At 66.4% G+C, this 25455-nt stretch carries 31 protein-coding genes; 21 read left to right on the top strand and 10 right to left on the bottom strand.

Going from position 1 to position 25455, the window contains the following annotated elements; all coding sequences use genetic code 11:
* Positions 1–487 precede the first annotated feature (487 nt).
* The 3 genes from rpsT to mutM all read right to left on the bottom strand — a co-directional run bounded on the left by rpsT (position 488) and on the right by mutM (position 2599).
* Positions 488–751: a 30S ribosomal protein S20 gene (gene rpsT / locus RVY76_RS14465; protein WP_317374920.1), complete on the bottom strand. Its 264-nt coding sequence runs from the start codon at positions 749–751 to the stop codon at positions 488–490.
* A gap of 157 nt (positions 752–908) precedes the next feature.
* Positions 909–1685 (bottom strand): enoyl-CoA hydratase, encoded by a 777-nt coding sequence (locus tag RVY76_RS14460; protein ID WP_317374918.1) that lies wholly within the window; start codon positions 1683–1685, stop codon positions 909–911.
* Positions 1686–1747: 62 nt separating this feature from the next.
* Positions 1748–2599 (bottom strand): bifunctional DNA-formamidopyrimidine glycosylase/DNA-(apurinic or apyrimidinic site) lyase, encoded by an 852-nt coding sequence (gene mutM, locus RVY76_RS14455; RefSeq protein ID WP_317374917.1) that lies wholly within the window; start codon positions 2597–2599, stop codon positions 1748–1750.
* Positions 2600–2683: 84 nt separating this feature from the next.
* On the opposite strand from mutM, the gene ubiE reads away from it, so the two are divergent.
* Positions 2684–3436: a bifunctional demethylmenaquinone methyltransferase/2-methoxy-6-polyprenyl-1,4-benzoquinol methylase UbiE gene (ubiE, locus tag RVY76_RS14450; RefSeq protein WP_317374915.1), complete on the top strand. Its 753-nt coding sequence runs from the start codon at positions 2684–2686 to the stop codon at positions 3434–3436.
* A gap of 2 nt (positions 3437–3438) precedes the next feature.
* Positions 3439–4968 carry a 2-polyprenylphenol 6-hydroxylase gene (gene ubiB, locus RVY76_RS14445; protein WP_317374913.1) on the top strand — a complete coding sequence of 510 codons (1530 nt, stop codon included), beginning with the start codon at positions 3439–3441 and terminating at the stop codon, positions 4966–4968.
* Positions 4969–4987: 19 nt separating this feature from the next.
* Here ubiB and RVY76_RS14440 read toward each other — a convergent pair whose 3' ends face one another.
* Together RVY76_RS14440 and RVY76_RS14435 are read right to left on the bottom strand one after the other, a co-directional pair.
* Positions 4988–5662 (bottom strand): flagellar hook capping FlgD N-terminal domain-containing protein, encoded by a 675-nt coding sequence (locus RVY76_RS14440; protein ID WP_317374911.1) that lies wholly within the window; start codon positions 5660–5662, stop codon positions 4988–4990.
* A gap of 12 nt (positions 5663–5674) precedes the next feature.
* Positions 5675–7264, bottom strand: coding sequence for a flagellar hook-length control protein FliK (locus RVY76_RS14435; protein WP_317374909.1), 1590 nt, complete (start codon positions 7262–7264; stop codon positions 5675–5677).
* Positions 7265–7369: 105 nt separating this feature from the next.
* Here RVY76_RS14435 and RVY76_RS14430 point away from each other — a divergent pair, with 105 nt between their 5' ends.
* From RVY76_RS14430 to RVY76_RS14385, 10 genes are all read left to right on the top strand, one after another.
* A complete protein-coding gene (locus tag RVY76_RS14430; protein WP_317374907.1) occupies positions 7370–7657 on the top strand; it encodes a rod-binding protein in 288 nt (95 codons plus the stop codon).
* Positions 7650–7988: a hypothetical protein gene (locus tag RVY76_RS14425; protein WP_317374905.1), complete on the top strand. Its 339-nt coding sequence runs from the start codon at positions 7650–7652 to the stop codon at positions 7986–7988. The genes RVY76_RS14430 and RVY76_RS14425 overlap by 8 nt, the downstream gene beginning before the upstream one ends.
* Positions 7989–8064: 76 nt before the next feature.
* Positions 8065–8694, top strand: a complete 630-nt coding sequence (locus RVY76_RS14420; protein ID WP_317374904.1) for a CDP-alcohol phosphatidyltransferase family protein — start codon at positions 8065–8067, stop codon at positions 8692–8694.
* Positions 8691–9878, top strand: a complete 1188-nt coding sequence (locus RVY76_RS14415; RefSeq protein ID WP_317374903.1) for an ABC transporter substrate-binding protein — start codon at positions 8691–8693, stop codon at positions 9876–9878. The genes RVY76_RS14420 and RVY76_RS14415 overlap by 4 nt, the downstream gene beginning before the upstream one ends.
* A gap of 42 nt (positions 9879–9920) precedes the next feature.
* The gene (locus tag RVY76_RS14410; RefSeq protein ID WP_317376785.1) at positions 9921–11561 is read left to right on the top strand and encodes an ABC transporter permease; all 1641 of its coding nucleotides are present in this window, start codon (positions 9921–9923) and stop codon (positions 11559–11561) included.
* Positions 11554–12192 (top strand): ATP-binding cassette domain-containing protein, encoded by a 639-nt coding sequence (locus tag RVY76_RS14405; RefSeq protein WP_317374902.1) that lies wholly within the window; start codon positions 11554–11556, stop codon positions 12190–12192. Before RVY76_RS14410 ends, RVY76_RS14405 begins: the two co-directional genes overlap by 8 nt.
* Before the next feature lie 192 nt (positions 12193–12384).
* Complete coding sequence (locus RVY76_RS14400) at positions 12385–13227, top strand: flagellin (RefSeq protein ID WP_317374901.1); 843 nt, start codon at positions 12385–12387, stop codon at positions 13225–13227.
* 96 nt (positions 13228–13323) lie between these two features.
* Positions 13324–13686, top strand: coding sequence for a flagellar biosynthesis regulator FlaF (gene flaF / locus RVY76_RS14395; RefSeq protein WP_317374900.1), 363 nt, complete (start codon positions 13324–13326; stop codon positions 13684–13686).
* Positions 13683–14087 (top strand): flagellar biosynthesis repressor FlbT, encoded by a 405-nt coding sequence (flbT, locus tag RVY76_RS14390; protein WP_317374899.1) that lies wholly within the window; start codon positions 13683–13685, stop codon positions 14085–14087. The genes flaF and flbT overlap by 4 nt, the downstream gene beginning before the upstream one ends.
* Positions 14084–14875: a DUF1217 domain-containing protein gene (locus RVY76_RS14385; RefSeq protein WP_317374897.1), complete on the top strand. Its 792-nt coding sequence runs from the start codon at positions 14084–14086 to the stop codon at positions 14873–14875. The genes flbT and RVY76_RS14385 overlap by 4 nt, the downstream gene beginning before the upstream one ends.
* Before the next feature lie 45 nt (positions 14876–14920).
* Here the strand turns inward: RVY76_RS14385 and RVY76_RS14380 are convergent, their stop codons facing one another.
* Positions 14921–16243: a FliI/YscN family ATPase gene (locus tag RVY76_RS14380; protein WP_317374895.1), complete on the bottom strand. Its 1323-nt coding sequence runs from the start codon at positions 16241–16243 to the stop codon at positions 14921–14923.
* Positions 16244–16330: 87 nt separating this feature from the next.
* Here RVY76_RS14380 and RVY76_RS14375 point away from each other — a divergent pair, with 87 nt between their 5' ends.
* From RVY76_RS14375 to RVY76_RS14335, 9 genes are read left to right on the top strand one after another with little or no spacing between them, the layout of a single operon-like run.
* Complete coding sequence (locus RVY76_RS14375; RefSeq protein ID WP_317374894.1) at positions 16331–16717, top strand: FlgB family protein; 387 nt, start codon at positions 16331–16333, stop codon at positions 16715–16717.
* A 13-nt stretch (positions 16718–16730) separates the two neighbouring features.
* Complete coding sequence (flgC, locus tag RVY76_RS14370; RefSeq protein ID WP_317374892.1) at positions 16731–17111, top strand: flagellar basal body rod protein FlgC; 381 nt, start codon at positions 16731–16733, stop codon at positions 17109–17111.
* Positions 17112–17143: 32 nt separating this feature from the next.
* Positions 17144–17422 (top strand): flagellar hook-basal body complex protein FliE, encoded by a 279-nt coding sequence (gene fliE, locus RVY76_RS14365; protein ID WP_317374890.1) that lies wholly within the window; start codon positions 17144–17146, stop codon positions 17420–17422.
* 5 nt (positions 17423–17427) lie between these two features.
* Positions 17428–17694 (top strand): flagellar biosynthetic protein FliQ, encoded by a 267-nt coding sequence (locus RVY76_RS14360; RefSeq protein WP_317374889.1) that lies wholly within the window; start codon positions 17428–17430, stop codon positions 17692–17694.
* Positions 17695–17697: 3 nt separating this feature from the next.
* Complete coding sequence (locus RVY76_RS14355) at positions 17698–18414, top strand: flagellar hook-basal body complex protein (protein ID WP_317374888.1); 717 nt, start codon at positions 17698–17700, stop codon at positions 18412–18414.
* Between the two features lie 11 nt (positions 18415–18425).
* Positions 18426–19211 (top strand): flagellar basal-body rod protein FlgG, encoded by a 786-nt coding sequence (gene flgG / locus RVY76_RS14350; RefSeq protein ID WP_317374887.1) that lies wholly within the window; start codon positions 18426–18428, stop codon positions 19209–19211.
* Complete coding sequence (gene flgA, locus RVY76_RS14345) at positions 19208–19633, top strand: flagellar basal body P-ring formation chaperone FlgA (protein WP_317374886.1); 426 nt, start codon at positions 19208–19210, stop codon at positions 19631–19633. The genes flgG and flgA overlap by 4 nt, the downstream gene beginning before the upstream one ends.
* Positions 19630–20364, top strand: a complete 735-nt coding sequence (gene flgH, locus RVY76_RS14340; RefSeq protein WP_317374885.1) for a flagellar basal body L-ring protein FlgH — start codon at positions 19630–19632, stop codon at positions 20362–20364. The genes flgA and flgH overlap by 4 nt, the downstream gene beginning before the upstream one ends.
* 14 nt (positions 20365–20378) lie before the next feature.
* Positions 20379–20921, top strand: coding sequence for a flagellar basal body-associated FliL family protein (locus tag RVY76_RS14335; protein ID WP_317374884.1), 543 nt, complete (start codon positions 20379–20381; stop codon positions 20919–20921).
* Positions 20922–21143: 222 nt separating this feature from the next.
* On the opposite strand, the gene RVY76_RS14330 is transcribed toward RVY76_RS14335, so the two are convergent.
* From RVY76_RS14330 to flhA, 4 genes are read right to left on the bottom strand one after another with little or no spacing between them, the layout of a single operon-like run.
* Positions 21144–21497 carry a hypothetical protein gene (locus tag RVY76_RS14330; protein WP_317374883.1) on the bottom strand — a complete coding sequence of 118 codons (354 nt, stop codon included), beginning with the start codon at positions 21495–21497 and terminating at the stop codon, positions 21144–21146.
* Positions 21494–22576, bottom strand: a complete 1083-nt coding sequence (locus RVY76_RS14325; protein ID WP_317374882.1) for a flagellar type III secretion system protein FlhB — start codon at positions 22574–22576, stop codon at positions 21494–21496. Before RVY76_RS14325 ends, RVY76_RS14330 begins: the two co-directional genes overlap by 4 nt.
* A complete protein-coding gene (locus RVY76_RS14320; protein WP_317374881.1) occupies positions 22573–23346 on the bottom strand; it encodes a flagellar biosynthetic protein FliR in 774 nt (257 codons plus the stop codon). Before RVY76_RS14320 ends, RVY76_RS14325 begins: the two co-directional genes overlap by 4 nt.
* Positions 23343–25424 carry a flagellar biosynthesis protein FlhA gene (gene flhA, locus RVY76_RS14315; protein ID WP_317374880.1) on the bottom strand — a complete coding sequence of 694 codons (2082 nt, stop codon included), beginning with the start codon at positions 25422–25424 and terminating at the stop codon, positions 23343–23345. Before flhA ends, RVY76_RS14320 begins: the two co-directional genes overlap by 4 nt.
* Positions 25425–25455 lie beyond the last annotated feature (31 nt).

Here is a 25455-nt window from a genome sequence, read left to right as displayed (position 1 = left end):
GCCCGCATCGTGAAACGGCCGAGACTGCCCCAAGGCATGTATTGCACGAGCGTCACCGGGTCCGACGAATGTCGGGCCAACAGTTCTCTCGCGAATTTTGTCATGGACATGCCTGTCGACTGGCCCTTCCGCGACGCCGCACCAAAGCGGTGCTAAAAAAGGCGTCGGACGGCCGTTTCGACAGTAGGTTTCCAGAGCGGGTTTGTTAAGTCGTGTCCCTTGCTCCGGACGGCTTACGCCACCTCATGCCCCCCCAGATCGTGAATCGCAGGGCCAAGTTAGCAAGCCGGTTCGGACCGCCGCAACTGCTCAATCGGGATTGACTCGGGGATAGTCGGGCCCGAATCCTTTAGCCCTTTGAAAGGACGTGAATTCTATTTTTGCGCGAATCTCTTTGTCTCAAATCTACCTCGACAGGCAGACGAGAACGAAAAAGGCACGCCTGAGCGTGCCTGTTTCATGATCGGTTTTTTGAGCCGCAAGACGCTCAGCCGAGCGCCTTCACGCGGGAGGCCAGACGCGACATTTTCCGCGACGCGGTGTTCTGGTGGAACACGCCCTTCGTCACGCCACGCATGAGCTCGGGCTGCGCGAGTCTCAGGGCCGTCGTCGCGGCTTCCTTGTCGCCCGACGCGATCGCCTCTTCGACGCGACGCAGGAACGTGCGGATGCGCGAGCGGCGCGCCTTGTTGATGTCGTAACGCTTGACGTTCTGCCGTGCGCGCTTCTTCGACTGGATCGTATTCGCCATGCTGTACCTTCCTTCGGGTCGTCTCGAAATGCGTTGTCGCGCGGAACGACCCGAAGCCCCGTCACTCGACGGGACGATCCGACCTTGGCGGGTCTCACGCGCATGTAGAAGTGCCCTTTAGGCGAATTCCCCCGCCCGGTAAAGAGCCCGGCGCGATCTATTTGTCGCGGAACTGTGCTTCGCGCTTCTCGAGGAAGGCCTGCATCCCCTCGGTCTGGTCCTCGGTCGCGAAAAGCGACTGGAAGAGCCGCCTTTCGTGCAGCAGACCCTCGGAGAGGGTCGTCTCGTAGCTGCGGTTGACCGCCTCCTTCACCGCCATCGTGGCGAGCATGGATTTCTCGGTGATCTTCTGCGCGGTCGCCATCACCTCTTCCATGAGCTTCTTGGCGGGCACCACCCGGCTGACGAGGCCCGAACGCTCGGCCTCCTCGGCATCCATGAAGCGGCCGGTCAGGTGCATTTCCATTGCCTTCGACTTGCCCACGAACCGCGTCAGGCGCTGCGTCCCGCCGATGCCCGCGACCACGCCCAGATTGATCTCGGGCTGGCCGAACTTGGCCGTGTCGGCCGCGATGATGAAGTCGCACATCATGGCAAGCTCGCACCCGCCGCCCAGCGCATATCCCGCGACGGCCGCGATGATCGGTTTGCGGCAGGCCTCGATCCGGGCGACCTCGGGCCCGAAGAGGTCCGATCCGAAGACGTCGACGAAGCTCTTCTCGGCCATCTCCTTGATGTCGGCACCGGCCGCGAAGGCCTTCTCCGATCCGGTGATGACGATGCAGCGGACCTTCTCGTTCTCGTCCGCCTCGCCAAGAGCCTGGCCGAGCTCGGCCAGAAGCCCCGCATTCAGCGCATTCATCGCGTCGGGGCGGTTCAGGCGGATCAGTGCCACGTGGTCGTCGATCTCGACGACGATGCTCTTGAAGGCCATGTAAATCGCTTTCGCTGTTGCGTCAGGGGCAAAGCCTTAACAGCCGCGCTGCGCCGTTCAAGCTATCTTTGGCAACGCGGACAGTGAAAAGTCGACCGCCCCGACTGCGTGAAACGCTGCACGATCCCGTCGCACCCCTCGGTCACGCAAGGCACCCCCTCGCGGTCGTAGACCCGAAAGCCGTGCTGGAAATATCCGAGCGCGCCATCGGCCTGCCGGTAGTCGCGCAGCGACGAGCCGCCCGCCGCGATCGCCTCGTCGAGCGTGGCACGGATCACCGGGACGAGGGCGCGGACGCGGTGCGCCGCAATCCGCCCGGCCTTGCGCGCGGGCGCGATCCGCGCCCGGTGCAGCGCCTCGCAGACATAGATGTTGCCGAGCCCCGCGACGATTCTCTGGTCGAGAAGCGCGGATTTCACCGGCGTCATGCGGCCGCGGAACGCCGCGACGAGGTGGTCCTCGTCGAAGGCGTTGCCGAGCGGCTCGGGCCCGAGCCGCGACAGCAGCCAATGCTCCGCGAGGCGTTCCGTCGCGATCAGGTCCATCGCTCCGAAGCGGCGCGGATCGTTGAAGACGACGCGCGTGCCCGATGCCATGTGCAGCACGACGTGATCGTGCCGTTCGAGCCGGGAGGTTTCGCGGCGAAACCTCCCCAGCTGCGTCTCCTCGACGACCATGCGGCCCGACATGCCGAGATGGACGATCAGCGTCTCGCCCCGGTCGAGATGCAGAAGCAGGTATTTCGACCGTCGCCCCAGCGTGTCGATGCGCGCACCCGCCAGCCGTTCGGCCATTCCCTCGGGGAACGGCCAGCGCAGGTCCGGCCGCCGGATCTCGGCCCGTGCGATGACCTCTCCCGCCATGGCGGGTTCGAGCCCGCGACGGACTGTCTCGACTTCGGGCAATTCTGGCATAGAGGCTTTCTCCGGGCAGGCGTCTCGATATATCGAGACAAGGGCGTTACATGACAAGTCACGCATCCCCCGGAAGGACGGCACATGGACGAGAGCGGCGAGACGACCACCCATTTCGGCTATCAGACCGTACGGGAGGCCGAGAAGGCCGGCCGCGTGCATGGCGTCTTCTCGTCGGTGGCGTCGCGCTACGACGTGATGAACGACGTGATGTCGGGCGGCATCCATCGCCTCTGGAAGGATGCGATGATGGACTGGCTCGCGCCTCGTCCCGGCCAGCGCCTCCTCGACGTGGCGGGCGGCACCGGCGATGTCGCGTTCCGGTTCCTCAAGCGCGCGCCCCAGGCTTCGGCCGTGGTGCTCGACCTCACCGAGCCGATGCTCATCGAGGGCCGCAAGCGCGCCGAAGCCGAACGGATGGGCGAGCGGCTCGACTGGATCGTGGGCGACGCCATGGCGCTGCCGTTCGACGATCGCAGCTTCGACACCTACACGATCAGCTTCGGCATCAGGAACGTCACCCGCATCGCCGATGCGCTTTCCGAGGCCTATCGCGTGCTCAGGCCCGGCGGGCGGCTCATGGTGCTCGAATTCTCGCAGATCCCGAACGACATGATGCAGCGGATCTACGACCTCTACTCGTTCAACGTCATCCCGCGGATGGGCCAGATCATCGCGGGCGACCGCGACAGCTATCAGTACCTCGTCGAATCGATCCGCCGATTTCCCGATCAGGAAACCTTTGCGGGCATGATCCGAGAGGCGGGCTTCGACCAGGTCCGCTACCGGAACCTCTCGATGGGAATCGCCGCGCTGCATTCCGGCTGGAAGCTCTAGACTTGCGTGGCCCCCATAACATCTGGCGCCTGATTCGAACGGGCGCGACGCTCGAACGGACGGGCGCGATGACGGTCGTGCTCGACGCGTTCCAGGCTCCCGCCTCGCTCAGGATGGCGGCGCGCGTTCTCGGCTGGCCTTTTGCCTGGCTCGGCCATCCCGGCGACGAGACGCAGCCCCCCGCGACGCGCGCGCTCTCGGCGCTCGGGCCCGCCTACATCAAGTTCGGGCAGGTGCTTTCGACCCGGCCGGACGTCGTGGGCGACGAGGTCGCGGGCCAGCTCCGCGTCCTGCAGGACAAGCTGCCACCCTTCCCTCGCGACGAGGCGCTCGCGACGATCGCCTCCGAGCTCGGGATCGATCCCGACGAACTCTTCTCGCATTTCTCCGAACCCGTCGCCGCAGCCTCGATCGCGCAGGTCCACAAGGCCACGCTGCGCGCCACCGGCGAGGAGGTCGCGGTCAAGGTCCTGCGTCCGGGTATCGAACGCGCGTTCCAGAAGGATGTCGACGCGTTCTACCTTGCAGCCAAGGTGATCGACCTCCTGGCCCCGCAGGCGCGGCGGCTGAAGCCCATGGACGTGATCGAGCATTTCGAGGGCGTCGTATTGGGCGAGCTCGATCTGAGGATGGAAAGCTCGTCGGCCGCCGAATTCGCGGCCAACACGGCGACGGACGAGGGCTTCCGGGTGCCCCGCGTCGAATGGGGTGCGTCCTCGCGACGGGTCATGACGCTTGGCTGGGCGCACGGCATCTCGGCCAGCGACGTCGTCGCGATCGAGACCGCGGGCCACGACCGCCATGCGCTGGGCGAACGGGTGCTGCAGCTCTTTCTCAAACATGCGTTGCGCGACGGCTTCTTCCATGCCGACATGCATCAGGGGAATCTCAAGATCGGGGCTGACGGCGAGATCATCGCTCTCGATTTCGGAATCATGGGCCGGCTCGACGAATATACCCGCCGCGTCTATGCCGAGATCATCTACGGGTTCATCCGCAAGGATTACCGCCGCGTGGCAGAGGTCCATTTCGAGGCCGGCTACGTTCCTGCCGATCGCGACATCGACGATTTCGCCCGCGCGCTCCGCTCCGTCGGCGAGCCGATCTTCGGCATGGATGCCTCGCGCATCTCGATGGGACGGCTGCTGAGCTATCTCTTCGAGGTGACGGAGCGTTTCGGGATGGAGACGCGGACCGAGCTGATCCTGCTGCAGCGTACCATGGTCGTGGTCGAGGGCGTGGCCCGGTCTCTCAATCCGCAGATCAACATCTGGCGCGTCGCGCAGCCCGTCGTCGAGGATTACATCCGCGACAATGTCGGCCCGAAGGCCATGTTGCGCGACCTGAGCCGGACATTCGTGATCCTGTCGCGCTTCGGGCCCAAGCTGCCCGACATGGCCGAAAGCCTGCTCATGGCACAGTCGCAGTCGCGCATCGCGCCCGCCCCGCGCAGGATGCGCTGGCTCGCGGTCGGCGCGGGGTTCGGCGGATTCGTGGTCGCCGTGCTCGCGCTCGTCATCGGGGCGCTCTGAGCGCCGGGCGCGACCGTTCTCAGCTGCCGTCGCGCACGGCCGTGACGGAGGATGCCGCGATCTCCATCCCGCCATCGAAGGCCAGCATCGGACCGGTGGGTGAGGAACGCACCTCGGCGACCTTTGCATAGGCCGCCGGAGTCTCGCTCGCGACGAGGGTGCCATCCTCGAAGCTCTCGACCGTGAACTTGTAGGTCCCCATGACCGCAGCCTGGCCGTCGGTGCGCGTGCCGGACCATTGCGCCGGACCGCCGGCCTCGTCCACCTGGCGGCGATCCACCTCTCGGCCCAGCGCATCGTGCACCACCAGTTCGTGACGCGACCCGGCCACCGGAGGTTCGATCTGCAGGCGAATCGGCTGGCCTGTGTAACGCACGTCCATCGGCGCGCGGACATCCCGCCCGAGCCAGTTCGACACGGCCGTGAAATCGTCGCTGCCCCCGCTCGAGATCATCTTCTCGAGCAGCTCGTTCGTCCGCACCGATTGCTCCACGTTCGAGAACGTCGCGAGCTGCACCGCGAATTCCTCGGACTTCATCGGGTTGAGCGGATCCTGGTTGCGGATCTGCGCCGTCATCATCTTGAGGAACGTGTCGAAATCCGACGTGACCGAAGGCTTGCCGTCGGAATTCGCCGGGGCCGCGGGCGTCGCGTTCTGCCGCGAGATCGCTGGCGGGGCGGAGGTGATGTCCATCTTGGTGATCTCCTAGATCTTCATGTCGAGCCGGTCGAGGCCGGTCGAGGAACGCAAGGGGGCCGGTCGCGGCATGGCGATCTCGGGCATGAGGGGGGCACCGGCCGATCGAATGATCATGTCCTCGACCGTCGCAGCGGCCGGGCGGCCTTGGGAATTCTGCCCGAAGGACAGGTTCACATCGCCCATGTCGAGCTCGCGGAATGCCGATTCGAGCATGTCGCCGTTGCGCCGCAGCAGGTTCAGCGTGTCGTCCCGATCCGCGAGCACGACGATCTGGAACCCCGTATCGGTGCGCTGCATCGTGATCTTCACGCGACCGAGCTCTTCCGGCGACAGCGCCACTTCGATCAAGCCTGTATCGCGCCCGCGCACCGCCTCGGCGATCTGGGCCACCTGCGCCGCTGCCGGGCGTTCGGCCGCCATCGCGGCGGGGTGGAGGATCTGCTGCGATGCGGTCGTGCCGCGCGACGATCCGACCTCGGGTGCGAAGCCCGAATCGGCCGAACCGACCTCGCCCGCCGACGCGGCGACCGCCTCGATCGACGATCCGAAGCCGGGGTTCTGTGACAGCGTGATCTGCGGCGCGGCCTGCGGGCGGTCCGACGGGCGCGCCATCTCGACCCGCTCGGTCGCGGACGCAGATCCCGACGCGCCGAGGATGGGTATCTCTTCCACCGCGCTGTCGGGGCCACGGCGCGGGTCCGCCTCCGACGGTTTCGCCTCACCGGCGAGGGAGGCGAGAGCCAACCGCGCCTCGACCGCGGGTGCGATCGTCGGGGCGACAACGGCCGTCTGAGCCGCGGCGGGGGCACGACGGATACGGATCTCGGCGTCGGCCACAGGCCCGATCTCGGGTGCCTCGCCCCGAATCTCTGGCTGCGCCGGCGCGTCGGTCCGCGGGCCGGCCTGTGCGGCGGGGGCCTGTGCGACCAACGGTCCCGGTGGCACAGGTGCGACAGCTGCGCGTTCGACCCCCGAGGCCGCAGGCGTCGCCGTCTGGGCGGCGGTCGCATCCGCATCGTCCGGCCCGGAGACGGTGAGGATCGCCCCTTGACCGGACGCTGGTGCCCCTTCGGCTGCGCCCTTCGGCGTGCCGGTCTTCGCAATGCCGATCACGGGGGTGTCGGCTTTGGTGATGTCGCGCTCGACGCTCTCGGCGGATTCATCGACCGGCATAGCCAAGTCGGAGTTCGCAGCGGCAAGAACCATGTCGACGGGTTCCGTCGTTTCGGTCGGATCGGCGGTCTCGGTCGCTTCGAACTGCGAAAGGACCAGATCGACGAGGTCCTCACGGGAAATCTCGGCCGGATCGGCCTCGGACGGGTCGGGCTCGGCGGCCTCAACATCCTCGGACGCGTCCAGGGTGACCTCTTCCTCGGCCGAACTTTCTGTCGCGGCCGCTTCGGAAGTCTCCTCCTCGCCCGCGACGACCTCCTTCGAAGTGGGATCGACCGCGGCCGCGCGTTCCTCGCCCCGGGGTTCGCGCGAAAGATCCTCGATCATCCGTCCGAATCGACCATCCGACGATCGCGCGGGATCGAACGAAGCGGAGCGAGCCGGAATCTCCGGGCTCGAAAGCGTTTGGGCAATCTGGATCATGCGGGTCGCCTTCTACGAGTCGCAGCCCAGAATTCAGCAATTTACTTACCGTTTCTTTACCGCCGTCGCGTTTTCTGGGCGCCGAGGATCGCAAGGGACCCCCACATGATCGACACGATCTCGTCAGCCAGCATCAGGCCCGCCCCGAGCGCCGCGCGCATCGAGGAACTTCGCGACGTGGCCGAGCGCCTCGAGGCGTCGTTCCTGTCGGAAATGCTGAAGGAGGCCGGCCTCGGCGCTCTCGAGAGCGAGTTCGGAGGCGGCGTGGGCGAGGATCAGTTCATGTCCTTCATGCGCGACGAGCATGCCCGACAGGTCGTCGAATCGGGCGGTATCGGACTGGCCGAAACCCTTTTTCAAAGTCTTCTGAAGCGAGAGACCCGCAATGCTTGATTGGCGTATGACGAAACTGCTCAAATTACTCGCCCGCGAGCGCGACCTGCTGGTGGGCGGCGATCTAGTCGCCGCGGCGCAGCTCTCGCCCGAGAAGGAGCGTCTTGCCGAAAAGCTCGATTTCGCGCGGGCCGACAAGGGCGCGCTGCGACAATTGCACGACGCGGCCGAGCGCAACGAGCGGCTGATCGCCGCGGCCCGCGACGGCATCTCGGCCGCACGCGAGCGGTTGCGCCAGATCCGCCAAGGTCCGACCGTCCGCACATACAGCGCGACCGGTCTCAAGGAAACGATCCGGCCGATACAGACCAGCCTCCAGAAACGGGCCTGAACGCCTCACGATCGCGAAAGGGCGATTGCACGCGATCCAATCCTGCGGCTTTATCGCGCCCCGAAGGGGGCGCGATTTGCTTGATGCGCGTATCAGACCGTGGATCGACCCACCGCTCGACCGGATGGGCCGGATGCTGGCCCGCACCGGCATCGGCGCGGATGCGGTCACGCTCGGCGGGCTCGCCATCGGCCTCGGGGCCGCCTCCTGTGCTGCCGGCGGCGCGTTCGGCGCGGCACTGATCCTCGTTCTCGTGTCGCGGCTGGCCGACGGCCTCGACGGGGCGATCGCGCGCGCGACATCCAAGACCGATTTCGGCGGCTACCTCGATATCATCTCCGACTTCCTCTTCTACGGCGCGATCCCGCTGGCCTTCGCGATCCACGATCCGGCCGCGAACGCGCTGGCCGCGACGTTCCTCCTGTGCAGCTTCTACGTCAACGGAACCAGCTTCATGGGTTTCGCCCTGTTAGCCGAAAAACACGGCATCGAAACGGACGCGCAGGGCCAGAAATCGCTTTATTTCTCCAATGGCCTGCTCGAAGGGACCGAGACAATCGTGCTCTTCGTCCTCTTCTGCCTGTTGCCGGAATGGTTCGCGCCCCTTGCGTGGATCTTCGGCACGCTCTGTTTCGCGACGGCAATCCTGCGCGTCGCGGCCGCCCGCCAGATCTTCGCCCAACCCCGAAAAGGCCCCAACGCATGAAATTTCCGCTGATCGCCCTGACGCTCGCCTGGCCCGCCGCCCTCCTCGCGCAGCCGCAGCCCTCCGACTGGGAAGCGGTCCTCGCCGAGGCCGACGGCCAGACGGTGTACTGGAATGCCTGGGGCGGATCGACGGCGACGAACGATTACATCGCCTGGATCGGCGACCGCGTGGCCGAGTACGGCGTCACGCTGGAACACGTGAAGCTCGCCGATACGGCCGATGCCGTCACCCGGGTGCTGAGCGAACGCGAGGCCGGGCAGGACGACGGCGGCGCGATCGACCTCATCTGGATCAACGGCGAGAACTTCATCGCCATGAAGGAAGCGGGACTGCTGTTCGGCCCCTTCTCGACCGAGCTTCCGAATTATGCGTTCGTCTCGGACGACCCGGCCATCACCACGGATTTCGGGATGCCCGTCGACGGCATGGAAAGCCCCTGGGCCAAGGCGCAATTCGTCTTCATGTACGACAGCGCCGATACCGACGCCCCAGCAGACATGCAGGCGCTCCTCGACTGGACGGCAGAGAATCCCGGCCGCTTCACCTATCCGCAGCCGCCCGATTTCCTCGGGACCACGTTCCTGAAACAGGTCCTCGTGAGCCAGGCCGAGGATCCCACGGTCCTGTCGGACCCCATGGAGGAGGCCGATTTCGATACCGTCACCGCCCCGCTCTGGGAGTATCTCGACGCGCTTCGGCCCAATCTCTGGCGCGGCGGCGAGGCCTACCCGACGAGCGGTCCCGCGCAGTTCCAGCTGCTGACCGACGAGGAGATCGACATCGCGCCCAGCCTTTCGCCAAGCGAGGCATCGACGGCGATTGCCAACCTGCAGCTGCCCGAGAGCGTGCGCACCTTCGTCCCCGAGGGTGGCACGATCGGAAATGTGAGCTTCCTCGCCATCCCCTACAACTCGAGCGCCAAGGCCGGGGCGATGGTCGTCGCCAACGAGATCCTGTCGCCCGAAGCTCAACTTCGCGGTCAGGATCCGGAGGTACTTGGCTACGGCACCGTGCTCGACATGGGCGCGCTCGACCCCGAAATGCGGCAGGCTTTCGAGGATCTCGACCAGGGCATCGCGACGCTTTCGCCCGCCGAACTGGGCGAGGCGCTGCCCGAGCCGCATGCGAGCTGGGCGAGTGCGATCGAGGCGGAATGGATCGAGCGCTACGGCGCGCAGTAAGGCCCCGTGCTCCGGACGCTGCCGGCGCTGACGCTTCTGGCCATGCTCGGCCCGGTCGCCGCCGGGCTCTGGGGCGCGGTCCTGCCCGCCTTCGGTCATCTGCCGGCCGCGGGCTTCGAAGGGCCGTCGCTCGAAGCGTGGGAGCGGCTTTTTGGCTGGGCCGGAATCTGGCCCGCAAGCCTCCTGTCGGTCACGACGGGCTTCGCGGCGACGGGTCTGTCGCTGGTTATCGTGACGCTCATCACCGCGGGCTGGTGGGGCACGCGGCCCTTCGCATGGCTCGAACGGGCGCTGTCGCCGCTTCTGTCGGTGCCGCATGCGGCGGCGGCTTTCGGCATCGCGTTCCTCATTGCGCCGTCTGGATGGGCGATGCGCCTCGTCTCGCCATGGCTTACCGGGATGGAGCGGCCGCCGGATGTTCTCATCGTGGGCGATCCCTGGGGGGCGGCGATGGTGGCCGGCCTCGTCGCGAAGGAGGTGCCGTTCCTCCTTCTGATGACGCTGGCCGCCCTGGGCCAGGTCCGCGCGCGATCCTCGCTCTTCGTCGCGCGCAGCATGGGCTACGGCCGGATGAGCGCTTGGCTCAAGACCGTCTTTCCGGCGATCTACGCCCAGATCCGCCTGCCGGTATACGTCGTGCTCGCCTATTCGATGTCGGTCGTCGACGTGGCCCTGATCCTCGGCCCATCGACCCCCGCGACGCTGTCGGTGCAGATCGTACGCTGGATGTCGGACCCGGATCTCGCGATGCGCCTCGTCGCGAGCGCGGGTGCGCTCTGGCAACTCGCCCTCGTCATCGGCGCGCTCGCACTCTGGCGGCTGGGAGAGATCGTCGTGGCGCGGCGCGGCCTCGTCTGGGCGGCGGGCGGCAGCCGCGCCGCCTGGCTCGAATCGCTGAGGCCCCCGGCACTCGGGCTGGCGAGCCTTTCGGCGATCCTCGTGCTGGCGGGCCTCGCCATCCTCGCGCTCTGGTCCTTCGCCGGGATCTGGCGCTTCCCGGAGGCCCTGCCCGACGCGCTCACCCTGCGCAGCTGGTCACGCCATTCGGGCGGCCTCGGGCAGGCGCTGTCGGACACTGCCATGATCGCCATCTTGGCGACGGCGCTCGCCCTTGTCCTCACCATCGGATGCCTCGAGGCGGAATTCCGGCGCGACCGTCCCATCGGACGTACGGGGCTCTGGCTTCTCTACCTGCCGCTCATCGTGCCGCAGACGGCCTTCCTGCCGGGCCTCCAGACGCTGCTGCTGCGGGTCGGCGCGGATCGCGGCGCGGGGCCCGTCATCGCGGCGCACCTCGTCTTCGTGCTGCCTTACGTCTTCCTTTCGCTCGGGGATCCGTGGCGGGCATGGGACCGGCGGCAGGCCGTTGCGGCGGCGACGCTGGGCGCATCGCCCTTGCGCGTGCTTCTGGGCGTCCGTTTGCCCATGCTGCTGCGTCCGGTCCTCGTCGCGGGGGCCATCGGCATGGCGGTCAGCGTCGGGCAATACCTGCCGACATTGCTCATCGGCGGCGGACGGGTCGCCACACTCACGACAGAGGCCGTAGCACTCTCGTCGAGCGGCGACAGGCGCGCGATCGGTGTCTTCGGTATCGCCCAGACGCTCGCGGCGCTCCTGCCCTTTGCCCTTGCGACGATCGTGCCGCTCGTGCTCTGGCGACATCGCAGGGGGCTCCATGGCTAAGGGACTGACGCTCGACCGGGTCGAGATCCTGCTCGGGGGCACACCGCTTATCGCGATCGGCCGGCATGTCGCCCCGGGCGAGGTCCTGTCGATCATGGGGCCTTCGGGCGTGGGCAAATCGTCACTGCTCGCGTTTCTCATCGGCACCCTCGCCCCCGCCTTCGAGGCGCGGGGCCGTGTCCTGCTCGACGGGCAGGATATCGGCACCCTCCCGACCGAGCGGCGGCAGATCGGCATCCTTTTCCAGGACGACCTGCTGTTCCCGCATCTGAGCGTCGCCGGAAATCTGGGGTTCGGCCTGAGAGGCGGCGGCCGGACCGAGCGGCGCGACACGATCGAGCGCGCGCTCGACGAGGTGGGGCTGGCGGGGTTCGGTCCCCGCGATCCCGCCACGCTGTCGGGCGGTCAGCGCGCGCGCGTGGCGCTGATGCGGACGCTTCTCGCACGGCCGCGCGCGCTGCTTCTCGACGAAGCGTTCTCCCGTCTCGACGCGGCGCGGCGAGACGCCACGCGGGCGATGGTCTTCGCGACGGCCCGGGCGCGTGCGCTGCCCGTCATCATGGTCACCCACGACGCCGAGGACGCCCGCGCCGCGCAGGGTCCGATCATCCGCCTGAACTTTGAAACTTAAGCTAAAATGCCTGCGAAGTGCCCTCATGGCCTTAGCACTTCATTAGCTCTTGGAGGGGATAACACCCCTGTCCAGAAGGACGGAACCCCCGACCGGTTCCTTCAGCTCAGAATGGCTTTCCTGGCGGCCCGACAAAAGGCCGCCGATCAATTTTTGGCGCAAAAGCGCCTGCCTACGATAAGGAATAAGTTCATGACCAGCATTCTGACCAACAACGGCGCGATGACGGCTCTGCAAACCCTGCGTGCCACCAACAACAGCCTGGAAGCGACGCAAAACGAGATCGCAACCGGCAAGAAAGTCTCCTCGGCGAAAGACAATGCCGCGATCTGGGCCGTGTCCAAGACGATGGAAACCGACGTGTCGTCGTTCAAGGTCGTGAAGGACAGCCTCGGCGTCGCCGAGTCCACGGTGTCGACCGGTCTTGCCGGTGCGGAGCGTGTTGCCGACATCCTGACGCAAATGAAGGACCTCGCTGCCGGTGCCATGACCGACGGCACCGATTTCGGTAAGGTTCAGGCGCAGATGGCGAAGAAAGCCGAGGAACTGACCTCGGTGATCAACGGCACGCAGATGAACGGCATCAACCTGCTGAAAACCGATATCGGCAACGGCGGCGCGACGTTCTCTGCGCTGGCGTCGCTCGACCGCACGAACGGCACGGCCACGACGACGGCCAACACCATCACGGTGACGTCCGTCGATTTCGAGGCGGATATCGATCCCACCACGATCACCGGGATCACCGATGCCACGACCGCTGGTACCGCGCTCGGCGAAATCGAAGCCTTCCTTGAAGTGGCCATTGCTGGTGCCGCGACCCTGGGTTCGGCCGCCGAGAACATCAGCAGCCAGAAAGAGTTCATCGGTTCGCTGGCGAGCTCGCTGGAATCCGGTATCGGCTCGCTCGTCGATGCCGACATGGAAGAAGCCTCTGCCCGCCTGAAGGCGCTGCAGACCCAGCAGCAGCTGGGTGTCCAGTCGCTGTCGATCGCCAACCAGGCGCCCGGCGCGATCATGTCGCTCTTCCGCTAATAGCTCCCGGGCGGGGCGCGCCTGAACGGGCGCGCCCCGCTCTCCCCGTCTCGCATTACGTGGCAGCGACCACGCCCGTCTTAAAAAGGACAAGACGTGAACACATCCTTGATGGCAAAAAATGCCTACGCATCCAGCGACGCGCCGATCCGCACGGCGTCAAATCGGGAATACGATGCCTTCGCCAGGATCACTTCCGATCTGAAATCCGCGGATTCCTTCGTGGAAAAGGCGCATGCGCTTCAAAAGAACCGCGATCTGTGGAGCATCCTCGCCGCCGATCTGTCGAACGCCGCCAATGCCCTTCCCCCGGCCCTTCGCGCCGATATCCTGTCGCTTGCCGTCTTCACCGACAAGCACACGAGCAAGGTCCTGAAGGACAAGGCTCCGATCGACATCCTCATCGACATCAACACGACCATGATGCGCGGACTGCGCCAGCAGGGGGCACCGCGATGAGCGGCCTCGTCCTCAAGCTGGGACCGAACGAGCGTGTCCTGATCAACGGTGCCGTGATCGAGAACGGCAACCGCCGGTCCCGCCTCAACATCAAGACGCCCGGTGCGAACATCCTGCGCCTGCGCGACGCGATCCACCCCGACGAAGCGCAGACGCCGGTGCGCAAGCTGTGCTACGTCGCGCAGCTGGTCCTGTCGGGAGATCAGGACATGGCATTCGCACGCGTCGAACTTGCCAAGGGGATCAATCAGCTGATGGACGTCCTCAAGGACCCCGACAGCCGGATCGTCCTGGGCGAGGCGCTGAGTGCCGTGAAGGAAAATCAGCCCTATTACATCCTTAAATCGTTGCGCAAGCTCCTCCCGCTCGAGGATCGCCTGCTCGGAGTGGCAGCAGAATGACCTTCCAGCCCGTCGTTCCCTTCTCCGGCCCGACGGGCTGGTCGTTTCTGCAGCGCACCCGCGAAACGCAGCAGGAAGCGTTCCAGCAAAGCGCCGTGATCAAGCGCAACACCGATGCGTTCCGCGAGCGCATCGGCAAGATCGGCTCGGCCGAGGAACTGGTGAAGGATCGCCAACTGCTTGAAGTGGCCCTCGGGGCCTTCGGTCTAGACGAGGACATCAACAATAAGTTTCTGATCGAGAAGATGCTGACCTCGGATACCACGTCAAAGACCTCGATGACGTCGCGCTTCGCCGACAAGCGGTACGAGACCTTCTCCAAGGCGTTCGGATTCGGCGATCCCTTCGGTCCCAAAATCGGCGAGAAGGGGTTCGCCGACCGCATCGTCGATGCCTACAACGAACGCCAGTTCGAAATCGCGGTGGGTCAGGAATCGACCGACATGCGCCTGGCGATGGGAATGTCCCGCGACCTCGAAGAAATCACCTCGAAAAAAGGGTCGGCAGACGGCGCGTGGTTCTCGGTCATGGCCAACACGCCCTTGCGGACCGTCATGGAGACGGCGCTCGGCCTGCCGAAATCGGTAGGCATGCTCGATCTCGATCAGCAGCTGAACCAGTTCCGCGACCGCGCCCAGCGCGTCTTCGGCGTCTCCGAGGTCGCGGATTTCGCCGATCCCGAGCTGCAGGACAAGATGCGCGAACTCTATCTCATCCGAGCGCAGATGGAGAACGGGTCCGGCGGGAACAGCCCGGCCTCGATCGCCCTGTCGCTTCTGTCGAGCTGATCCCGCACCGGGTGCGAACGTCCGGGCGTGACCAACCCTGGCCGGTCAGGACTTGCGCGACAGGCAGCGCGCGAGCGACACGAAACTGCCATGCACATCCTTCGTTTCCGACTGCGCGATGAAGTTGTCGAGCAGCGGATGCGCGTGGATCGCCGAGTCGATCGTCTTGTCGCTTCCCTTCGCGTAAAGCCCGGCCTGGATCATCATCTCGGCCCGCTCGAAGGCACCGATTAGGCGACGGCCTTCGGCGATGAGCGTGTTTTCCTGATCGCTCGCCGCATGCGGCAATGCCCTACTCACGGATCTGAGAAGGTCGATGGCCGGAAAGCGGCCCCGCTCGGCGATTTGCCGGTCCAGAACGACATGCCCGTCGAGCACGCCGCGCAGTGTGTCGGCCACCGCCCCTTCCATGTCGGACCCTGCCACGAGAACGGTGAAGATCGCGGTGATGTCGCCCGCGCATTCCATCGATCCCGGGCCCGCGCGCTCGCATAGCCCGGTGATGAGCGGGACGAGAGAGGGCGGATGACCCTGCAGCGACGGCTGCTCGCCCTGCGTCAGCGCGATCTCGCGATGCGCGTCGGCGAACCGCGTGACAGAATCGGTTAAAAGCAGCACCTGCTTGCCCTGGTCGCGGAAATGTTCGGCCACGCTCATCGCGGCGGGTGCGCATCTGCGCCGCATCGATGCGGACTGGTCCGAGGTCGCGGCGACGACGACGCAGCGCGCCATGCCCTCGGGGCCCAGCACGCGATCGGTGAATTCCCGCAGCTCGCGCCCGCGTTCGCCCACGAGCGCGATGACCGTGATGTCGGCCTGCACCTTCTGGGCGAGGCCCGCCATCAGCGTGGACTTGCCCACGCCCGACCCCGCGAAGAGGCCGATCCGCTGTCCGCGCACGAGCGGAAGGAACGTGTTGAAGACGCAGAACCCCGTCGAGAGGCGTGCACCCAGACCCCGGCGCGTCGCGGCTTCGGGCGCGTCGCCGTCGATCCCGCGGCGCGTGGTCCCCGGCAGCAGCGGCCGCCCGTCGAGCGGCCGCCCGAGCGGATCGATGATGCGGCCGACCCACGAATCGTCGGGGCTGAGCGTCGCGGGCCCGAGATGGACGACCCGCGTTCCGATGGCGAGGCCGCGCGGCGTCGCGTCGGTCAGAACGGTGATACCCTCGGCGTCGATGCCGATGACCTCGCCCCCGATCGGGCCAGACGCCGCGTCGAGCCGGACCAGGTCGCCGATCGCGGCCGCACGCGTCAGCCCCGCGACCCTGACCGAACCGCCGCCCACCGACGAGATCCGGCCCATCGCGCGCGATACGCGCAGGTCCCTGACGCTCGCTTCCACATTCTCGAAACTGATCCGCGACATGCGTACGATCCCTTCTGGCTTCTGCAACCGTTTGTAAAGGAATCACCGTTAAACCTTCGTTTCAGTTGAACGGAGGATCCGGGACAGATGATACAGACCGGCCTGATGAAGATGGTGCACGACGCCGCGAGCCACGCGGCCAATCGCCAGACGCTGATCGCACGCAACATCGCCAATGCCGACACGCCCGGCTACCGCGCGAGCGACCTCGCGAGCTTTGCCGAGAGCCTCGACGCGCTCGGAATCGAGCTGCGGACGACGCGCGCCGGACATCTCCCCGCTTCCGGCGGGGCGGCCTCCGATCGTTTCGCCGTCATCGAACGCACGACCGAAGGCTCGCCCAACGGCAACAATGTCTCGCTCGAGAACGAGATGATGCAATCGACCGAGGCCGAACAGCAGCACCAGACGGCACTTTCCATCTATTCGAGCGCGCGCGACATCCTGCGCACGTCGCTCGGCCGGACGGGCTGAGGGAGGTTCCGCAATGGCCGACATCCTCGGTACGCTCTCCATTTCCGCATCGGGCATGCAGGCGCAGGCCGAACGGCTGCGCCACACGTCCGAGAACATCGCCAACGCCGACACGCCCGGCTATCGCCGCAAGACCATGGCCTTCGAGACGCTCATGCAGACGGGCGGCGTCGAGGCCGGGCGCGTCCAGCTTTCCAAGGCGGAACTGCCGCAGATCCACGATCCGGCCCATCCACTTGCAGACGAGAACGGGAATTACGCCGGATCGAATGTCGACCTCATCGTCGAGATCGCGGACGCCCGCGAGGCGCAGCGATCCTACGACGCGAACCTCAAGATGTTCGATCAGGCCCGCAAGATGAACCAGGGGCTGCTCGAGCTACTCCGCCGCTAACGCCACGACCTTACATTTCGAAGGAGTCCAGAATGGACATCAATGCCGCCCTCGCAGCACAGCGATACACTGCGTCCCGCCCGGCCACGGCACCCGATCCGACCGTCGAGGCCGCCGGTGCCGCCGCCTCCGACTTCATGGCGACGCTGCAGAAGACCGAAGAGACCGCGAAGGCCGCGCTGGTCGGCCAGGCCGATACCCACGCTCTGGTCCAGGCGATGGCCGAATCGAAATTCGCCGTCGATACGGCCGTGACGGTGCGCGACAAGGTCGTCGAGGCCTATCAGGAAATCCTCCGCATGCCGGTCTGACCGGCATGAACGAAACCATCTTCTACGACACGCTCCGCCAAGGGCTCTGGGTCTCGGTCACGATCTCGACCCCGATCCTGGCGGTCGCGCTGGTCGCGGGGCTCACCATCGGGCTCTTCCAAGCGCTGACCTCGGTGCAGGAGATGACGCTGACCTTCGTGCCGAAGCTTCTCGCCATCGTCGGCGTCTTCTGGATCACAATGGGGTTCATGACCAAGACGCTGGTGTCCTTCTTCGACAACACGATCATTCCGCTTATTGCCGCAGGTTGAGCCATGGATAACGCAGGCTACACGACCCTTACCCGCCAGTCGGGACTGATGCGCGAGATGCAGATGATCGCGCACAACGTCGCCAACAGCGCCACGCAGGGCTACCGGTCCGAGAACATGGTGTTCTCCGAGCACGTGAAGCGCCTCGACGGCGACGACGCGCCGTCCCTGTCGATGGCCGAGGGTAACACGTTCTATAATTCCGACATCCAGGGCGGTGTCTCGGCGACGGGCGGCAAGTTCGACTTCGCGATCGAGGGCGACGGCTATTTCCTGATCGAGACGCCCGACGGCGAGGCCCTGACGCGGGCCGGCAACTTCACGCCTTCTGCCGAGGGCGAGCTCGTCACCGCCGACGGCCTGCGCGTGCTCGATGCGGGCGGCGCGCCAATCTTCATCCCGCCCAACGCCGCGATCTCGGTCGCATCCGACGGGACGATCAGCGCCGACGACCAGCCCATCGCGCAGCTCGGCCTCTGGCGGCCGGGCGAGATCACCGACGTGACCCGCCGCGAGGGCGTGCTCTTCGACCTGACCGCAGCCCCCGTCGCGGTCGAGAACGGCGTGATCCTGCAGGGTCATCTCGAGGGGTCGAACGTCGATCCGATCGCGCAGATCGCCCGCATGATCGAAGTGCAGCGCGCCTACGAGATGGGCCAGTCCTTCCTCGAAAAGGAGGATGGCCGGATCCGCGCCGTCCTCACCACTCTCGGACGCTAAAGGAGCCTTCCATGCGTGCCCTTTCCATCGCCGCCACCGGCATGTCCGCCCAGCAGACCCGCGTCGAGGTGATCTCCAACAACCTCGCCAACATGAACACCACGGGCTACAATGCCCGCCGCGCCGAATTCGCCGACCTGCACTATCAGCAGGTCAGCCGCCCCGGCACGATCTCGTCGACGACCGGCACGCAGCTTCCGACCGGCGTGCAGCTGGGCCTCGGCGTGCGCACGGCGGCGATCAGCATGGATGTCGAACAGGGCACGCTCGACCAAACCGGAGGCGATCTCGACGTCGCGATCGAGGGCGCGGGCTTTCTGGAGGTGACGCTGCCGAACGGCGACCCGGCCTATACCCGCGACGGCGCGCTCAAGCGCACCGGAGAGGGCCTCATCGTGACCTCCGACGGCCACCCCGTCGCCCCCGACATCGTCATCCCAGTCGAGACGATGTCGATCTCGATCAATGGCGACGGCGAGGTCTATGCGTATTTCCGCGATCAGGTCGATCCGCAGCTCCTGGGCCAGCTCACGCTGTCGAGCTTCTCGAACGTGAAGGGCCTCGAGGCGATTGGCTCGAACCTCTTCGTCGAGAGCCCGGCTTCCGGGCCCGCAATCGTCGGAGATCCGGGCCAGGACGGCCTCGGCATGTTCCGCCAGGGCTATCTCGAGAACAGTTCGGTCGATGCGGTGCGCCAGATCACCCACCTGATCGAGGCCCAGCGCGGATACGAGCTCAACTCGAAGGTGATCACCGCCGCCGACCAGATGCTCGGCGCGACGACGCAGATCCGATGATCCGGACGATCCTCCTCTGCCTCGTCGCGGCGGGCCCCGCCTCCGCCGACATGATCGTCGCGGCGCAGACGATCCGCGCCAAGACCATCATCGAACCCGAACACCTGTCCACGGCACCGGGCGACGCCGCCGGTGCCATCGAGGATGCAGATGCGCTGCTGGGTCAGGAGGCCCGCGTCACGCTCTATGCCGGCCGCCCGATCCGCTCGGGCGATGTCGGCCCGCCCGCGATCATCGAGCGCAACGAGATCGTGACGATGAACTTCTCGAGTGCCGGGATCACGATCAGCACCGAGGCCCGCGCACTCGACCGCGCGGGCGTCGGCGATCGCATCCGGGCAATGAACCTCACTTCGCGCAACACCGTCTTCGGCACCGTGACCGAGGACGGCAGCATCTTCGTCGATGGAGTTATGAAATGATCCGCTACGGTCTCATTGCAGTATGCATGGGTTTGCTGACGATCCCCGCTTGCGGACGCATCAAGGACGTCGGCAAGACGCCCGAGCTCAGCCCCGTCGTGACGAGCCCCGAGCTCGCCGCGATGCGCAGCCCCGGCCTGCCCCGCTATCTCGAGCCCGACCGCACGGTCGATCAGGCCTCGCTCTGGACCGGGCAGCGCGGATCGCTTCTGGGCAACCGGCGCGCCGAGACGCGTGGCGACATCGTCACCGTCGTGATCGAGATCGACGACCGGGCCGAGATCTCGAACTCCTCCGAGCGAACCCGTTCCGGATCCGAGAACATGGGCATCCCCTCGATGGTCGGCATCCCGCAGCGCATCAACCGGAGCCTTCCCGAAGGCGCCCAGATGGCGGACGCGATCTCGACCAATTCGCGCAGCGCAAGCGCCGGCGACGGGTCCGTCCGCCGCAACGAACAGCTGACCCTGCGCGTCGCGGCCACCGTGACGGACGTTCTCAGCAACGGCGCGCTCGCCATCGAGGGGCGCCAGGAGGTGCGTGTGAACTTCGAGGTGCGCGAGCTCATCGTGACGGGCTTCGTGCGCCCCGAGGACATCTCACGCCAGAACACGATCGCCTACGACAAGATCGCCGCCGCGCGCATCTCCTATGGCGGCCGAGGCCAGATCACCGACGTTCAGCAGCCGCGCTACGGCCAGCAGATCGCCGATATCCTCCTGCCCTTCTGAAACGGGACCGAAAGATGATCGCGAAACTCCTTCCAATCGTCCTCGTCCTCGTCGGTCTCGGCGCGGGCGTGGGCGCGGGCGTGGCCCTGCGCCCCGAGGCCGATCCCGAAAGCGGGCACGATGCCGAACTCGCCGCCGGCGAGGGGGGCCCTTGCGGCATCGACCCCAACGCGGTGGACGACCACGGTGCCGGGGCCGCCCCCGCCAAGAAAAGCACTATGCCCGCCGCCGATTCCGAATTCGTCCGGCTGGCCGATCAGTTCGTCGTGCCGGTGATCGAGGGCGACAAGGTCAAGTCGCTCGTCGTGATGACCCTGTCGGTCGAAACCGCCCCCGGCCTGCAGGACGCGATCCTGGCCCGCACGCCCAAGCTTCGCGACGGGTTCCTGCGGGTAATGCTCGACCATGCCAATATCGGCGGGTTCGACGGGTCGTTCACATCGAACGGATCCATGGAAACGCTGCGCCGGGGCTTTCTCGAGACGGCGAGACAGCAATTCCCCGAGGGCATCCGCGACGTCCTCGTGCTCGAGATCAACCGTCAGGACATCGCCTGACGCACCGCTTCCGCTTCGCCATCGAATGGCGGGGCGGGAGCGGATCTCTCCGTGCCGGGATCGCCGAGGATCCGTGGCCCCCGCGTGATCACGCGGCAGATGTGCCTCCCCTCCGCAAGTCGAACCGAGACGACAATCTGCCCGATCGCCCCGGCGTCGTGAGGATCATCGTCCTTCATCGTCCTGCTGACACCTCCACGACCCAAGCCGAGCGGATCCGCGTCACCGTTTGCCGGGGGCGGCCTTCGCCAGCTTGCCGAGCACGTCAGACCGGCCGAAAGCCTGCCGGGCGGCCTTCAGAGCCTCTTCGTGGGTCGCGCGCAGCGTGGCGAGCTGGGCGAGCTTGCGACTGAGCTGATCCTCGGTCCAGCCGAGCCAGGCCATGTCCGCTCCGCTGAGCCGCGCGGCATCGAGCGTATCGTCCCCGAGCCGCGCGTCGCGCGCTTCGCGAAGCTGCGCGATGTCGCCCTCGATCCGGCGCATGTGCCCCACGATCTTCTCGACCTTGGCGAGCTCGCGATCGCGCACGATCTCGGCCAGACCCACCATCGCCTTCAAACGCTCGCTGTCCTTCATCGCTGTGCCGCCTTTCTGCGCATCTCCTCCGCGAAACGGATCGCAACCGCCACGGGCGCGAAATGCTCGGGCTCGATCTCGGCACCCACATCGACCGTGGCATGGATCGCCCGCGCCGTGGGCGGATCGCTGTGGATCGGGACGCCCGCCTCGGTCGCGGCCTCGCGGATCTTGCGCGCGACCTCGTCGACGCCCTTTGCGACACAGACGGGTGCGCCGGGTGAATTCCGCGACCATTGGAGCGCAACGGCATAGTGGGTCGGGTTCACGACGACCACGGATGCCTCTGGAACGGCCGACAGCATCGAGTTCATCGCGATCTCGTAGCCGCGTTGACGGCGCTGCTGCTTGGTATGCGGGTCGCCCTCGCTGTCCTTGTGCTCGTCCTTCATGTCCTTGTGCGACATGCGGTTCTTGCGCATGTGCTCGGCGCGCTGCCAGAAGAAGTCGATCCCGCCGATGCAGATCGAGATCAGCAGCACGATCCCTAGGAACGTCACCGACAGCTCCATCAGCAGACCCACCACCGGCTCGGGAGACAGCGCGACCGAGGCCATGATCTCGGGCATCTTCGACATGAGGAACCACACGAGGATCACAGTGTAGATCAGCAGCTTGCTCGTCGATTTCGCGAACTCGAAAAGGCCGTTGCGTCCGAACTTGTTCTTGGCGTTCCCCAGAATCGAGATCCGGTTGAGCTTGGGCTGCAGCTTGCTTCCCGTCACGAGTAGCGCCTGCTGCGCGATGACCGAGACGAGCGCCAGCGCCAGCGGCAACACCATCCACGGCGCGAGTGCGAAGCCGACCTCGCCCAGAAGGGTGCCGGCAAGCGTCGCCCCCCCGCCGCGGTCGATCTCGCGCGCGAGCGTGCTCGACCGAGAAATGAGCGGCATCAGCGTCTCGCCCATCCTGGTCAGCGTGTAGCCGCCCGCACCCACCGCCGCGAGCAGCAGTCCCGCATAGCTGCCCGTCGTGATCAGGTCGGCCGAGCGCGGCACCTCGCCTTTCTTGCGCGCGTCGTCGAGCTTCTTCTGGCTCGGGTCGTGTTGCTTGTCGTCGTCGTCCTGCTCGTCGCTCATCGCGGCGCACCCGTCGGGTCGACGATGAACTGATCCATGAGCGACAGCCACACCTGCAGCACGAAGGGCAGCGACATGGCGAGCACGATGAGACCGCCCGCCGTGATCGCGGGCGCGCCCACGAACGACACCATGAGTTGCGGCATCGCGCGGTTGATGACGCCGAGCGCAAGATTGTAGATCATCGAGATGATCACGAAAGGCGCGGCGAGCGTGAAGCCCAGCGAAAACGCCTTGCCCACGCGATCCACCCCCCAGGTGAGCATGTCGGCCGCGTCGGGCCATTGCCCGGGCGGCATCAATTCGTAGGAATAGATGATGAGCTGCGCGATCTTGATGTGCAGCCCCATCATGATCGCGAGCGTCAGGCCGGAGAGGACCATGATATGTCCGATCGCCGGTTGCGGATCGACCCCGGCACCGCCCAGGATCTGCGCCAGCGACACGCTCTGCGCCGCGATCGAGCCCGCGATCGACAGCGCCATCACGAAGAGCCGCAGCGTCGCGCCGAGCGACAGACCGATCACCACCTCGGCCCCGATCGCCGGACCGATCCGGTCGAGCAGAGCCGAGGGCAGCGTCGGCGCGATCGCGGGCGCGGTGATGACGGTGAAGGCCAGCGCGATCACCAGCCGCACGCGGACCGGGATCGACTGTTCGCCGAAGCCCGGCAGCAGCGCCATGATCGCCCCCACCCTGAGAAAGACCGCGAAGGCCGCCGCCAGGTTCAGACTGGCGAGTTCGGTCAGCGCGGTCAGCCCCTGGATCATGCCGCGACGACGCCCACGAGGGCCGGTTGCGCGTCTGTTCCGAGTTCCTCGAAGCTCAGCACCGGGTTGGCGATGCCGCGCGCCGAGAGCACCATCCGGATATAGCGCCTGCGCCGCGAGGAGGTGATGACCGCGGCGAAGGTCCCCTCGCCCGAGATCTCGCCCAGACGCTCGGCCGCGTTCCTGGCGAGGCGGTTGAAATCCTCTGGCGGCAAGGCGACGTTCATGCCGCTGTCGTCTCCGTCCATGTGATGGGCCGAGAAGACCTGCTCCCATTCGGGGGCGAGCTGAACGAGCGGGACGGTCCCGTCGGGACGCTTGAGTTCGGCCACCATCTGGAAGCCCAGCCGCTGGCGGACCGCCTCGCAGATGCCTTCGGTCGTGACGTTCGTGCCGCGCGCCGAGGCGATCGTCTCGAGGATGAGCGGCAGGTTGCGGATCGACACCCGCTCTTCCAGCAGCAGGCGCAGCACGGCAAGCAGCAGTTCCATCGGCACCTTGTCGGGGATGAGGCTGTCGATGAGCTTGCGGTTGGCCTGCGCGCGGTTGGCATCGCTCAGTTCCACGAATTCGTCGAGCAGCCGGCGCAGCGCCTTCAGCGTCAGCAGGCGGGGGAATTCGCGCTTGATCACCTCGAGCAGATGCGTGGCCAGCACTTCGGGCGGCGTCACGATCGTCATGCCCGACATCGCGAGGTCGTCCTGCCGGTCGGCGGGCAGCCAGCGGGCGGGCGCGCCGTAGACGGGTTCGTTCACGTCGAGCCCCGCAGGCAGGTCGTCGATGCCGTCCGACAGAAGCGCGAGCACCTGGTCCGGATGCAGCCGGTCGCGCACGCGCTCCACGCCATGCACGCGGATGATGTAGGTGCCGTCGGGCAACGCTGCGTCGTCGGTCAGGCGGATCTCGGGCAGGATCAGGCCATAGCGTGCAGCCACGTGCTGACGCATGTTGCCGATCCGTGCGTCGAGCCCGCTCGCCGGGTCGAGCACCATGGGAACGAGGTTTGACGCGAATTCGAGGTGGATGTCGTCGAGATCGAGGATATCGCCCATGCGCATCCGCTCGGGGGCATGATCGGTGGTGGCGACGTCCTGCGCGACGTCCTGCTTCTGGGCGATCCTGGCGGCGCGATGCCCGGCATAGCCCAACGCAATCGCGCCCAGCATGAAGGGCAGGAACGGGAGGCCCGGCACCAGCGCGAAGAGGCCGAGAAGCACGGCGACCGTCTTGAGCGCCGAGGGGTACCGGCTCAGCTGCGTGAAGATCGCGAGGTCGGTCGACCCTGTCGTGCCGCCCCGCGACAGCAGCAGCGCCGAGGCGATCGAGATGATGACGGCGGGGATCTGCGTGACGAGCCCGTCACCGACGGTCAGGATCGCGTAGGTCTCGAAGGCGGTGCCGATCGGCATGCCGTGGATCGTGATCCCGATGATGAGCCCCATGACGAGGTTCAGCAGCGTGATGAGAAGGCCCGCGACCGCATCGCCCTTCACGAATTTCGACGCACCGTCGAGCGATCCGAAAAAGGTCGTCTCCTGCTGTTCGGTCTCGCGGCGGCCCTTGGCTTCCGCGTGGTCGATGGCCCCCGCGCTCATGTCCGCGTCGATGGCGAGCTGCTTGCCCGGCATCGCGTCAAGCGCGAACCGCGCGCCGACCTCGGCCATCCGCGCGGCCCCCTTGGTGATGACCATGAAGTTCACGATCAGCAGCACGCCGAACACGACAAGGCCGATCAGCACGCTGCCGCCCATGACGAAGAGCGCGAAGCCCTGGATGACCTCGCCCGCGGCCCCGGTGCCGGTATGCCCCTCGCCGATGATGAGCTTGGTAGAGGATACGTTGAGTGACAGCCGCAGCATCAGGGAGGCGAGCAGGATCGTCGGAAAGGCCGAGAAATCCAGCGGGCGCTCGATGAAGAGCGTCGTCGTGAACATGAGGATGGCGAGCGCGAAGGACGCCGCCAGCCCGACGTCGAGGACCCATGACGGAACCGGCAGGATCATCATCACGATCACCGCCATCAGCGCGAGCGCAAGCAGGATCGTCGGCTGAAAGACCGTCTGCAACGACAGCTTCATTCCACGCGCTCCGCGCGGTACGCGAACGGCC

The organism is Palleronia sp. LCG004, from assembly GCF_032931615.1.
Taxonomy (GTDB): Bacteria; Pseudomonadota; Alphaproteobacteria; order Rhodobacterales; family Rhodobacteraceae; genus Palleronia.
Note: the sequence above shows the minus strand (reverse complement) of the source record. Positions and strands in the feature narration are given on the sequence as shown.

Excerpts from the sequence above, each read along its gene's own strand:
- rpsT (WP_317374920.1), bottom strand. The coding sequence starts at position 751 with ATGGCGAATACGATCCAGTCGAAGAAGCGCGCACGGCAGAACGTCAAG.
- RVY76_RS14460 (WP_317374918.1), bottom strand. The coding sequence starts at position 1,685 with ATGGCCTTCAAGAGCATCGTCGTCGAGATCGACGACCACGTGGCACTG.
- mutM (WP_317374917.1), bottom strand. The coding sequence starts at position 2,599 with ATGCCAGAATTGCCCGAAGTCGAGACAGTCCGTCGCGGGCTCGAACCC.
- ubiE (WP_317374915.1), top strand. The coding sequence starts at position 2,684 with ATGGACGAGAGCGGCGAGACGACCACCCATTTCGGCTATCAGACCGTA.
- RVY76_RS14440 (WP_317374911.1), bottom strand. The coding sequence starts at position 5,662 with ATGGACATCACCTCCGCCCCGCCAGCGATCTCGCGGCAGAACGCGACG.
- RVY76_RS14435 (WP_317374909.1), bottom strand. The coding sequence starts at position 7,264 with ATGATCCAGATTGCCCAAACGCTTTCGAGCCCGGAGATTCCGGCTCGC.
- RVY76_RS14430 (WP_317374907.1), top strand. The coding sequence starts at position 7,370 with ATGATCGACACGATCTCGTCAGCCAGCATCAGGCCCGCCCCGAGCGCC.
- RVY76_RS14425 (WP_317374905.1), top strand. The coding sequence starts at position 7,650 with ATGCTTGATTGGCGTATGACGAAACTGCTCAAATTACTCGCCCGCGAG.
- RVY76_RS14415 (WP_317374903.1), top strand. The coding sequence starts at position 8,691 with ATGAAATTTCCGCTGATCGCCCTGACGCTCGCCTGGCCCGCCGCCCTC.
- RVY76_RS14410 (WP_317376785.1), top strand. The coding sequence starts at position 9,921 with ATGCTCGGCCCGGTCGCCGCCGGGCTCTGGGGCGCGGTCCTGCCCGCC.
- RVY76_RS14405 (WP_317374902.1), top strand. The coding sequence starts at position 11,554 with ATGGCTAAGGGACTGACGCTCGACCGGGTCGAGATCCTGCTCGGGGGC.
- RVY76_RS14400 (WP_317374901.1), top strand. The coding sequence starts at position 12,385 with ATGACCAGCATTCTGACCAACAACGGCGCGATGACGGCTCTGCAAACC.
- flbT (WP_317374899.1), top strand. The coding sequence starts at position 13,683 with ATGAGCGGCCTCGTCCTCAAGCTGGGACCGAACGAGCGTGTCCTGATC.
- RVY76_RS14385 (WP_317374897.1), top strand. The coding sequence starts at position 14,084 with ATGACCTTCCAGCCCGTCGTTCCCTTCTCCGGCCCGACGGGCTGGTCG.
- RVY76_RS14380 (WP_317374895.1), bottom strand. The coding sequence starts at position 16,243 with ATGTCGCGGATCAGTTTCGAGAATGTGGAAGCGAGCGTCAGGGACCTG.
- RVY76_RS14375 (WP_317374894.1), top strand. The coding sequence starts at position 16,331 with ATGATACAGACCGGCCTGATGAAGATGGTGCACGACGCCGCGAGCCAC.
- flgC (WP_317374892.1), top strand. The coding sequence starts at position 16,731 with ATGGCCGACATCCTCGGTACGCTCTCCATTTCCGCATCGGGCATGCAG.
- fliE (WP_317374890.1), top strand. The coding sequence starts at position 17,144 with ATGGACATCAATGCCGCCCTCGCAGCACAGCGATACACTGCGTCCCGC.
- RVY76_RS14360 (WP_317374889.1), top strand. The coding sequence starts at position 17,428 with ATGAACGAAACCATCTTCTACGACACGCTCCGCCAAGGGCTCTGGGTC.
- RVY76_RS14355 (WP_317374888.1), top strand. The coding sequence starts at position 17,698 with ATGGATAACGCAGGCTACACGACCCTTACCCGCCAGTCGGGACTGATG.
- flgG (WP_317374887.1), top strand. The coding sequence starts at position 18,426 with ATGCGTGCCCTTTCCATCGCCGCCACCGGCATGTCCGCCCAGCAGACC.
- flgA (WP_317374886.1), top strand. The coding sequence starts at position 19,208 with ATGATCCGGACGATCCTCCTCTGCCTCGTCGCGGCGGGCCCCGCCTCC.
- flgH (WP_317374885.1), top strand. The coding sequence starts at position 19,630 with ATGATCCGCTACGGTCTCATTGCAGTATGCATGGGTTTGCTGACGATC.
- RVY76_RS14335 (WP_317374884.1), top strand. The coding sequence starts at position 20,379 with ATGATCGCGAAACTCCTTCCAATCGTCCTCGTCCTCGTCGGTCTCGGC.
- RVY76_RS14330 (WP_317374883.1), bottom strand. The coding sequence starts at position 21,497 with ATGAAGGACAGCGAGCGTTTGAAGGCGATGGTGGGTCTGGCCGAGATC.
- RVY76_RS14325 (WP_317374882.1), bottom strand. The coding sequence starts at position 22,576 with ATGAGCGACGAGCAGGACGACGACGACAAGCAACACGACCCGAGCCAG.
- RVY76_RS14320 (WP_317374881.1), bottom strand. The coding sequence starts at position 23,346 with ATGATCCAGGGGCTGACCGCGCTGACCGAACTCGCCAGTCTGAACCTG.
- flhA (WP_317374880.1), bottom strand. The coding sequence starts at position 25,424 with ATGAAGCTGTCGTTGCAGACGGTCTTTCAGCCGACGATCCTGCTTGCG.